The following is a 9,832-nucleotide window of genomic DNA, read 5'->3' as shown; positions in this document are numbered from 1 at the left end:
GTGCTGGTCGAGGTGCAGGCCCTCGTCGCCCCCACCTCGCTCGGCACGCCGCGCCGTGCGGTCGTCGGCTGGGATTCGGCGCGGCTTTCGATGATCCTCGCCGTGCTGGAGGCCCATTGCGGCGTGCGCCTCGGTCAACACGACGTCTACCTCAATGTGGCGGGCGGCTACCGTATCTCGGAACCGGCTGCAGACCTTGCGGTCGCCTCGGCGCTCGTTTCGTCGCTTGCCGGTCTTGCCCTTCCTGCCGATTGCGTCTATTTCGGCGAAGTCAGCCTGTCGGGCGCAATCCGCCCGGTGGCGCACACCGCCCAGCGCCTCAAGGAGGCGGAAAAGCTGGGTTTTTCGCAGGCCGTCCTGCCCGCCGGTTCCGCCGATCTGCCCAAGGGCAATGGCGGCCGCTGGAGCGAGATCGACAGCCTGCCGGATCTGGTGGCGCGCATTGCCGGTTCGAAGAGCGCCCTGAAGCGGGAAGACGAGGACGTTTGACGCCCTCCGGCAAACGGCAATGGCCTGTGGGAAACATCGGTCGCCGGCGTGCCGAACTGAGACGGCGAAGACGCCTTCCGCTAAGGTGCCCCCGCTTGAACGAGGCGGGGCCCGGCGACATTTCGGGTTTGGAGTAGGACGAACATGCCCATCACAATTCTCGACGGTATCGTCATCGGCGTCGCGCTGTTCTCCGCCGTACTGGCGATGGTGCGCGGTTTTTCGCGTGAGGTGCTCTCCGTCGCCAGCTGGGTGGGTGCCGCGGCAGCCGCCTACTTCCTCTATCCGGTCCTCGTGCCCTATGCGAAGGACTATACGACGAGCGATACGGTCGCCATGGTCGGCTCGGCTGCTGCCGTCTTCCTCGTCGCGCTCATCGTGATCTCCTTCATCACCATGCGCATGGCCGATTTCATCATCGACAGCCGCATCGGCGCGCTGGACCGTACGCTTGGCTTCCTGTTCGGTGCAGCGCGCGGCATCCTGCTCGTCGTCGTCGCCATGCTGTTCTTCAACTGGCTGGTCGCGCCGCAGCAGCAGCCGTCCTGGGTCACCACGGCAAAATCCAAGCCGCTGCTCGACAATCTCGGCTCGCGCCTCGTGGCGCTCCTGCCGGAAGATGCCGACGCGACGATCCTCGACCGCCTGCGCGGCAAATCCGCCGAAGGCGCGCCCACCGAAGGCGGCACGGAGGATCCGGATGGCGCCTCCGGCGGCACGAACCAGGCGCCCGCCGAAGAGACGCCCGCCACAAACGGATAAATCGATCAGGGGAGCTGATACTCGCGAGAAATGGCGAAGGCAGGCTCCCCGATTTTTTGGTAGGATAGACCATCAGCCACTGACGCTTCCGGGCCTCGGTGGCAAATGCTTTAGGCAATACCCATATGGGCCTTGCCGAATGACCCAGAACCCCGTGCAACCTCTTACGGTCCCGAGCAAAGGCTTGCAGCAATGAGCGACTTCCAGTTCCCCGGCCGCCACGACGACGATCTCGATGGCGACACGCTTCACGAAGAGTGCGGCGTCTTCGGCATTCTCGGTCATCCGGAAGCCGCAACGCTGACGGCGCTCGGCCTGCACGCGCTCCAGCACCGCGGCCAGGAAGCCGCCGGTATCGTCTCCTTCGACGGCAAGCAGTTCCATACGGAAAAGCATATGGGCCTCGTCGGCGACCACTATACGAACCCGGTGACGCTCGCCAAGCTGCCCGGCAACATGGCGATCGGACACACGCGCTACTCCACGACGGGAGAAGTGGCGCTGCGCAATGTACAGCCGCTCTTTGCGGAACTGGAAGTCGGCGGCATCGCCGTCGCCCATAACGGCAACTTCACCAACGGCCTGACGCTGCGCCGGCAGATCATCGCGGGCGGCGCCATCTGTCAGTCGACATCGGACACGGAAGTGGTGCTCCACCTCATCGCCCGCTCGCGCTACACCTCCACGACCGACCGCTTCATCGATGCGATCCGCCAGATGGAAGGCGGCTACTCGATGCTCGGCATCACCCGCACCAAGCTGATCGCCGCGCGCGACCCCACGGGCATCCGTCCGCTCGTCATGGGCGAGCTCGACGGCAAGCCGATCTTCTGCTCGGAAACCTGCGCGCTCGACATCATCGGCGCGAAGTACATCCGCGACGTCGAGAACGGCGAGATCATCGTTTGCGAAATCCAGCCGGACGGCTCGATCACCATCGAGGCGAAGAAATCGGGCAATCCGCAGCCGGAACGCCTCTGCCTCTTTGAATACGTCTATTTCGCCCGCCCCGATTCCGTTGTCGGTGGCCGTTCGGTCTATGTCGCACGCAAGAACATGGGCATGAACCTTGCCAAGGAACACCCGGTCGAGGGCGACGTCGTCGTTCCCGTCCCGGATGGCGGCACGCCCGCGGCACTCGGCTACGCGCAGGAAAGCGGCATCCCGTTCGAATACGGCATCATCCGCAACCACTATGTCGGCCGCACCTTCATCGAGCCGACACAGCAGATCCGTGCCTTCGGCGTGAAGCTGAAGCATTCCGCCAACCGCGCGATGATCGCCGGCAAGCGCGTCATCCTCGTCGACGATTCGATCGTGCGCGGCACGACGTCGCTGAAGATCGTGCAGATGATCCGCGATGCAGGCGCCAAGGAAGTGCATATCCGCGTCGCCAGCCCGATGATCTTCTACCCCGACTTCTACGGCATCGACACGCCCGACCGGGACAAGCTGCTCGCCAACCAGTACAACGACGTCAAGGCGATGGCGAAGTATATCGGGGCGGATTCGCTGGAGTTCCTCTCCATCGACGGGCTCTACCGCGCCGTCGGCGGCGAGGGCCGCAACCCGGCCCGCCCGCAGTTCACCGACCATTACTTCACCGGCGACTATCCGACGCGCCTCCTTGACAAGGAAGGCGAGACGATGGGACGGAAGGTCTCGGTAATGGCAAGCAACGGATAATCGAAGATAGTATGAGCATCGACCTGAAAGGCCGCCTCGCGCTGGTCACCGGCGCGTCGCGCGGTATCGGCTATTTCACCGCCCTCGAACTCGCAAAGGCCGGCGCGCATGTCATCGCCTGCGCCCGCACGATCGGTGGCCTCGAAGAACTGGACGATGCCATCAAGGCCGCCGGCGGCGCGGCAACGCTGGTGCCCTTCGACCTCGCCGACATGCCGGCGATCGACAAGCTCGGCGGCTCGATCTTCGAGCGCTGGGGCAAGCTGGACATTCTCGTCGCGAACGCCGGCGTGCTCGGCACGATCTCGCCGATCGGCCATATCGAAGCGAAGGTGTTCGACAAGGTGATGGCGATCAACGTCACCGCCACCTGGCGGCTGATCCGCTCGCTTGAGCCGCTGCTCCTGAAATCGGATGCCGGCCGCGCCGTCATCCTCTCGTCCAGCGCCGCACACAAATGCAAGCCCTTCTGGGGCCCCTACTCGGCCTCCAAGGCCGCTGTGGAGGCGCTGGCGCGCACCTGGGCCGGCGAGACGCAGCGCACCGCCCTGCGCATCACCTCGCTCGACCCCGGCGCCACCCGCACCGCCATGCGCGCACAGGCCATCCCCGGCGAGGACCCTTCGACCCTGCAGCATCCCTCGGAGGTCGCCAAGGTCATCCTGTCGCTCGTCGCACCCGACTATGCCGAAACGGGCAAGCTCTTCGACATGCGCCAGGGGCGTTTGCTGGACTATCGCCTGCCGGAGTGATCCGGTTCGGGCTGAACACCCCCTCTGCCCGGCAGGGCAGAGGGGGTGTTCAGCCCGCCAAGCCCATCCCTACTCCCCCACCACCGTCTTCACCACCACCGAAAGCCCCGGTGCGAGGCGCTTCGCCATGTCCTGCCCCTGGTCGATGCTGATGCGCACGGGCACGCGTTGGGCGATCTTTGTAAAATTGCCGGTGGCGTTGTCGGGCTTGATCACGCTGAACTCCGAGCCGGCGGCAGGCGAGAAGCGCTCGACATGGCCGGTCAGCGTCGCGTGCTTCAGCGCATCGACGCTGACCTCGACCTTCTGGCCGGGCTGGATATAGGCGAGCTGGGTTTCCTTGAAGTTGGCGATGACCCAGGTGTCATGCGGCACGACGGCCATCAGCTGTGTGCCGGCGGCGACATACTGGCCGAGCTTGACGCCCACCTCGCCCACGGCACCGTCACGCGGGGCGGTGATGACCGTGTTGGAAAGATCGATCCTGGCGAGCTCCACCGAGGCCTCCGCACCCGCCACCGCGGCGCGCAGGGAATCACGGCCGACGATGATCGTCTGCAGGTCCTGCCGGGAGACTTCAAGATTCGCCTGCGCCTGCGCAATGGACGCTTCCGCCTGGTCAAGCGTGGTGCGGCTCTGCTCGCGATCGCTCTGGGTGGCGATGCCCTTGTTCGACAGCTCCTCGATGCGGTTCCAGTTCTCCTCCGCCCGGCGCTTGGCGTAGGTCGCGCTGTCGAGCGCCGCCTCGCTGGCGCCGATGCGCGCCTTGGCGGCGTTCTCCTGCTGCTCGGAATTGGCGAGCGCCGCCTTCTGGCTGGCGAGCGTGGCATTGGCCTGCTCGACCTTCTGGCGGAAGATGCGGTCGTCGAGCCGGGCGAGCACCGCGCCGACCTTGACCGTCTCGTAGTCCTTCACGGACACCTCGGTGACGTAGCCGGCGAGCTGCGGGCTGATCAGCGTCACGTAGCCGCGCACATAGGCATTGTCCGTCGTCTGGACGTCGCTGGCAAAGGGCGGCAGCTGCCAGGCGTAGAGCACTGCGCCGATGCCGGTCACGCCGAGGACGAGGGCGAGCGCCGTGGCGGTATTGCGGATGTAAGTCTTCATTTCGGTCAACCTTCAACGGCCGCCGGCTCGCCATTGCGAGCGCTGGCCTCTCTGATGCGGATGTAGAGCATGTGGATGGCGAGCGCCGCGGCGGCGCCGACGGCAAGCAGCGCGATGACGAGGAAGGCATCGTTGTGGGCGAGCACATTGGCCTCCCGCGTCACCTGTTGGCCGAGCAGCGCGACGCCCTCCGCCTTCAGCACGGCCGGATCGATGATCGTGCGGCCATAGGCGGCGGAAAGCTGCGCCACGCGGCCGGCAACGAGCGGATCGGCAAGCGTCATCGCCTCGGCGAGGATGTTCGAGTGGAACTTCTCGCGCAGCGTGATGAAGGAGCCGAACAGCGCCGAGCCGGCAAGGCCGCCGAGGCTCTGCGTGACCAGGAAGACGACGATGAAGCTAAGGATGTATTGCGGCCCCTTGCGCAGCGCCAGCGTGAAACCGGAAGCAATGGCCGGCGGCAGGAACAGGCTGCCGCCGGCGGCGATCATCGCCTGGCTGACATACATCTGCTCCGGCCGCGTCAGGTTCGTCGCCCGGCTGTCGAGAAAGGCGCCGGCGCCGATCAAAAGCAGCGCCACCATATGGATACCCGGCTCCCGGCCGGGCTTCAGGATGGCCGCACAGAGAAGGCCGCCCGCGGCGGTGGCGAGCGCCACCATGCCGTAGAGCCCGGCCAGCTGATCGTTCTGCAGACCGGTGATCTGGAAGAAATTGCCGGCGACGGCGGTCTGTTCGGCCAGCATCAGCCGGAACAGCACCAGCACGGCGGCAAAGTGCAGCATCTCGCGGCTGAACAGCCAGCGCAGGTCGATCAACGGCCTTTCACGGTTAAGCTCGATGACGGCGGCGATGGTGAGCGCGCCGACCATGACAACGAGCAGGGTGCCGATCCAGGGGGCCTCCAGCCACCAATATTGCCGGCCGAGCACCAGCACGACGGCACCCGAGCCGAAACCGACGGCGATGAACAAGTAGCTGACGATATCGAGCTTCTCGATGACCTTTGCCCGCGGTGGCGGCGCCAGCGGCAGGAGATAGATCGCTGCGAAGGAGAGCATGGCAAGCGCCAGCTCGAAACGCAGCAGCGCCCGCACACCGCCGAGATCGATGAGCGCCGGCGAGATGAACCGGGTGAGCGGGGCGGCAAGACCGATATTGGTCAGCGCGAGCGAGATGCCGATCGTCAGCTTGCGCGCCGGGCTGAAGGCCTCCAGCATGTAGAGGAAGCCGAGCGAGGAAAGCGGTGCCGCCGCGATGCCGGCGAAGAAGCGCAGCACGAGGGCGGACTGCAGGTCCGTGATGAAGATATGCGCCACCGACACGAGGAGAAAGGCGGCGATGCCGAGTTCGGCGAAGGGGCGCAGGCCAAACTGGTTGCGGATCTTGATGAGCGCCAGCGAGAGCGAGGCGTTCGGCGCCATGTAGGCGGCCATCAGCCAGGTCGCCTCGGCAGCGGTGGCGCCGAATGGGCCCTGGAGCTGCGGGATGTTGGCGGCGACGAGGTTCAGGCCGAAGCCCTGCGTCATGGCGAGCAGGGTGGAGGCGATCATGTAGGCGGCAGCCCTTGGCGGCGCCATGGGCGGCGGCGGTGGCGGGGCGGCGGGTTTTTCCTCGGCCGGCTCCTGCGCCCCGGATCGCGGCGGCTCGCCCTCCCCTCCGCGCCCGTCGGCAGCGGGAACGGCGCTCATGCCTCGACGCACTCCCGACAGCTCTGCGCGATATTGTCGGACATGGCGGCGAACACCTTGACGGTGGTCGACATGTCCTGCGCCGAAATGCTCTTCAGCACGTCGGCGCGCAGCGAGCGGGCGAGCTCCAGCACCTCTCCGGCGACCTTGGCGCCGCGCGGCGTCATGGCGATCTGCTTGGCGCGGCGGTCGCCCTCCACCGACTGGCGCTGGATGAAACCCTGCTTCTCCATGCCGTCGAGCAGGCGCACGAGCGTCGGCGTCTCGATGTCGAGTTCGTCGGCGAGCTCACGCTGGTTGAGATTAACGCCACGGCCGAGGATCAGAAGTGCGCGGGCGCGGGGCAGCGTCAGCCCCCGCTCCTTCACACGGGCGTCGAACAAGGCGCGCATCTTGCGCTGCACGCGGGAAAGGTCGTCCAGGATACGCTCGCGCGGATCGGGTGTGTTCATCTCAGTAGTCCAAATACAATTAGCTTACTATCTATTTGATTGCTAGTTAATCGACCTGCAATAAAAAATCAAGCCCTGCCCACAGCATGTGGACAGGGCTTTCTGAAAATTCACATGGATGTGATGGGCGTTGCTACTGCCCGTCGGGATCCTCGGGGAACTCGCTGGCCCCCGGTGTCACTGGCGCCGTCCAGCCGCCATATTTACGCTGCCAGGAGCGGGCGCCGAACGGCAGGGTCGCCAGATAGGCGACGACCGTCACCACCATGGTTTCCCAGGTGAAGCTCATCAGCGTTGCGACATAGAGCACGACGAGCAGAATGCCCGGCAGCACGAGGTCACGACGGATGCGGCTGCCTTCCGACTTGCCGGACCAGACCGGCAGGCGGCTGACCAGCAGGAAGCCGATCAGCACGGTGTAGCCGGACGCGAGATAGGCAAAGAGCGGGCTCGGCGCGAGACCAAGGAAACCGAGATAGACCGGCAACAGCACCAGCATGGCGCCGGCCGGTGCCGGCACCCCGACAAAATATTCCGATTGCCACTTCGCCTTGGTCTCACGCTCGGCCATGACGTTGAAACGCGCCAGCCTGAGGCCGGCGGCGATAGCATAGATCAGCGCCGCGATCCAACCGAAGGAGCGCGCCTGGTCGAGGATGAAGACGTAGAGCACGAGTGCCGGCGCCACGCCGAAATTGACGATGTCGGCGAGCGAATCCATCTGGCCGCCGAACTTCGAGGTGGCCTTCAGGAGGCGCGCGATACGCCCATCGATGCCATCGAGGAAGGCGGCGAGCAGCACCATGCCGACGGCGAGCTCGTACCGGTTTTCGAAGGCGAGCCTGATACCGGTGAGACCCGCGCAGATGGCAAGCACCGTGATGAGGTTCGGGATGATGATGCGCAGCGGGATTTCCCGCAGGCGCGGACCGCGCGCTTCGTCGTTCGGTCCATTCGGCTCATAGGGCGGAAAGGGTGTGTCCATCGCTTTTCGCTTTGCTGTTTTCGGGCGGCAGGCAGAAAGGGTCGATGTTGCGAAACCCTGTTGGCGACTGCCTGTTGCCTCTCTTCTCGTTTCCTCAGCCGCGACGGCTGATGACCGGCCCCTTGGCCGAGCCGAATTCTGCCAGCACCGTCTCACCGGCGATCGCCGTCTGACCAACGCTGACGCGCGGCTGCACGCCTGCCGGAAGGAAGACGTCGAGGCGCGAGCCGAAGCGGATGAGGCCGAAGCGTTCGCCGGCCTCCAGGCTGTCGTTCATGTTGGTCCAGCACAGGATGCGGCGGGCGACGAGGCCGGCGATCTGCACGACGCCGATCGGCCCGTGCGCGCTCTCGATGACGAGGCCGTTGCGCTCGTTCTCCTGGCTCGCCTTGTCGAGATCGGCATTGAGGAATTTTCCCGCACGATAGGCGACGCGCGTGACGCGGCCACGCATCGGCGCGCGGTTCACATGGCAATTGAAGACGTTCATGAAGACCGAGATGCGCATCATCGGCTGGTCACCGAGTTCCAGTTCGGCCGGCGGCGTCACCATGGCGACGGCCGAGACGCGGCCATCGGCCGGGCTGATCACAAGATCGTCATCCTGCGGCGTCAGGCGCTCGGGATCGCGGAAGAAGTAGGCGCACCAGGCCGTGAGCACGAAGCCGATCCACATCAGCGGTTCCCAGGCTGCGCCGAGGAGCAGCGAGGCGACGAAGAAGCCGGCCACGAACTTCCAGCCCTCCCGATGAATCGGCACCAGGGTGCTGCGTATCGTATCGACCAAACTCATCTTCCGACATCTCCTGATGATTTCACGCCATCGACCTAGCGTGAAATGGCGATGGGGGCAATGCGGCGTGGCGATTAGCCCCCAGGCGCACGGCCCTCTCCGGTGCCCGACCCACCAGGTGCAAGTGCGGTTCTCAACCGTCCGATACCGTGCTTTCCCGCCCTGCGGTTGACAACCGCCGGGCGGTGCGGGCACACTTTCCGTGTTGCTGTAGGGCGCATCGGCGGGAGCCGAAGGGGCAATGCCCACCTACGACCGAAACCGTAGCAGCGCCCATGCCGAACATCGAAAACCTCCGCAAGCAGGCCAAGCAGTTCCTGCGCTGGCATCGTGAACGACACCATCCGGTGGCGGCGATCATCCGCGCCGGTCTGCCCGCTTTCCGGGATCTGACCGATCGGGAGGTGCTCGACGCCGCATTCTCGCTTGCCGATGCGCAGGCGCTCGTCGCCCGTCAGAACGGGTTTGCGGACTGGCAGGCGCTCAGAACAGGAGCCCCCATCATGAACAGCACGACCGAAAGCATGCAGCAAGGCCCGATCCTCAGCGGAGCGGAGCCGATCCTCTACGTCGCCGATTTCGCCGCCTCCCTCGCCTTCTTCACGGAAAAACTCGGCTTTGCCGTCGATTTCGCCTATGGCGACCCGCCATTCTACGGGGTCGTTGTGCGTGACCGGGCACGGCTCTGCCTGCGACTGGTGCACGAGCCCGTCTTCGTCGGAGACATCCGCCAACGGGAAGAACTGCTTTCGGCCTCGATCACGCTCGACAGCGCGGCGGAGATCAAGGCGCTTTTCCTCGGCTATCAGGCGGCCGGCGTCGCGTTCCACAAAACGCTCCGGACGGAGCCCTGGGGGGCGCGGACCTTCATCCTCCTCGATCCGGACGGCAACCTGATCCTCTTCGCCGCGCCGGGAGCGTGATCACTCCGCGGCGGGCGCACCGCGCACGACAATACCGAGCTCATCGCTTTCGCGCACCTGCTTCAGGCGCTCCTCGGCCTGCACGGCCTCGCGCTGGCGGTTCCACATGGAGGCGTAGAGGCCGTCGTCGCGCTGCATCAATTCGCCATGCGTGCCGCGCTCGGCAATGCCGCCGTCCTTCAGCACGATGAT

At 65.5% G+C, this 9,832-nt stretch carries 10 protein-coding genes and 1 pseudogene (1 of these 11 only partly in view); 5 read left to right on the top strand and 6 right to left on the bottom strand.

Annotation, left to right across the window (positions count from 1 at the left end; translation table 11 throughout):
• The 4 genes and pseudogenes from radA to B2742_RS14370 all read left to right on the top strand — a co-directional run.
• Positions 1–489: pseudogene (gene radA, locus B2742_RS14385) on the top strand (DNA repair protein RadA); it begins 920 nt to the left of the window's first position.
• A 144-nt stretch (positions 490–633) separates the two neighbouring features.
• Positions 634–1,251, top strand: a complete 618-nt coding sequence (locus tag B2742_RS14380; RefSeq protein ID WP_023516732.1) for a CvpA family protein — start codon at positions 634–636, stop codon at positions 1,249–1,251.
• Positions 1,252–1,443: 192 nt separating this feature from the next.
• The gene (gene purF / locus B2742_RS14375; RefSeq protein ID WP_023516731.1) at positions 1,444–2,937 is read left to right on the top strand and encodes an amidophosphoribosyltransferase; all 1,494 of its coding nucleotides are present in this window, start codon (positions 1,444–1,446) and stop codon (positions 2,935–2,937) included.
• Between the two features lie 11 nt (positions 2,938–2,948).
• Positions 2,949–3,689 carry an SDR family NAD(P)-dependent oxidoreductase gene (locus B2742_RS14370; protein WP_023516730.1) on the top strand — a complete coding sequence of 247 codons (741 nt, stop codon included), beginning with the start codon at positions 2,949–2,951 and terminating at the stop codon, positions 3,687–3,689.
• Between the two features lie 69 nt (positions 3,690–3,758).
• Here B2742_RS14370 and B2742_RS14365 read toward each other — a convergent pair whose 3' ends face one another.
• From B2742_RS14365 to B2742_RS14345, 5 genes are all read right to left on the bottom strand, one after another.
• Positions 3,759–4,796, bottom strand: coding sequence for an HlyD family secretion protein (locus B2742_RS14365; protein ID WP_023512612.1), 1,038 nt, complete (start codon positions 4,794–4,796; stop codon positions 3,759–3,761).
• A gap of 5 nt (positions 4,797–4,801) precedes the next feature.
• Entirely contained in the window at positions 4,802–6,487 is a 1,686-nt protein-coding gene (locus B2742_RS14360; RefSeq protein ID WP_023512611.1) for an MFS transporter, read from the bottom strand.
• Entirely contained in the window at positions 6,484–6,939 is a 456-nt protein-coding gene (locus B2742_RS14355) for a MarR family winged helix-turn-helix transcriptional regulator (RefSeq protein WP_023512610.1), read from the bottom strand. The genes B2742_RS14360 and B2742_RS14355 overlap by 4 nt, the downstream gene beginning before the upstream one ends.
• Before the next feature lie 133 nt (positions 6,940–7,072).
• Positions 7,073–7,924, bottom strand: a complete 852-nt coding sequence (gene pssA, locus B2742_RS14350) for a CDP-diacylglycerol--serine O-phosphatidyltransferase (protein WP_023512609.1) — start codon at positions 7,922–7,924, stop codon at positions 7,073–7,075.
• A 94-nt stretch (positions 7,925–8,018) separates the two neighbouring features.
• The gene (locus tag B2742_RS14345) at positions 8,019–8,717 is read right to left on the bottom strand and encodes a phosphatidylserine decarboxylase (RefSeq protein ID WP_023512608.1); all 699 of its coding nucleotides are present in this window, start codon (positions 8,715–8,717) and stop codon (positions 8,019–8,021) included.
• A gap of 275 nt (positions 8,718–8,992) precedes the next feature.
• On the opposite strand from B2742_RS14345, the gene B2742_RS14340 reads away from it, so the two are divergent.
• Entirely contained in the window at positions 8,993–9,640 is a 648-nt protein-coding gene (locus B2742_RS14340) for a VOC family protein (protein ID WP_023512607.1), read from the top strand.
• Here the strand turns inward: B2742_RS14340 and B2742_RS14335 are convergent.
• A partial coding sequence (locus B2742_RS14335) for a hypothetical protein (protein WP_292067564.1) occupies positions 9,641–9,832 on the bottom strand: 192 nt, incomplete at its 5' end.

It is taken from the genome of Brevundimonas sp. UBA7664, assembly GCF_002483305.1.
Taxonomy (GTDB): Bacteria; Pseudomonadota; Alphaproteobacteria; order Caulobacterales; family Caulobacteraceae; genus Brevundimonas.
The sequence above is the reverse complement of the archived record's forward strand: the minus strand, read 5'-3'. Positions and strand labels throughout refer to the sequence as shown.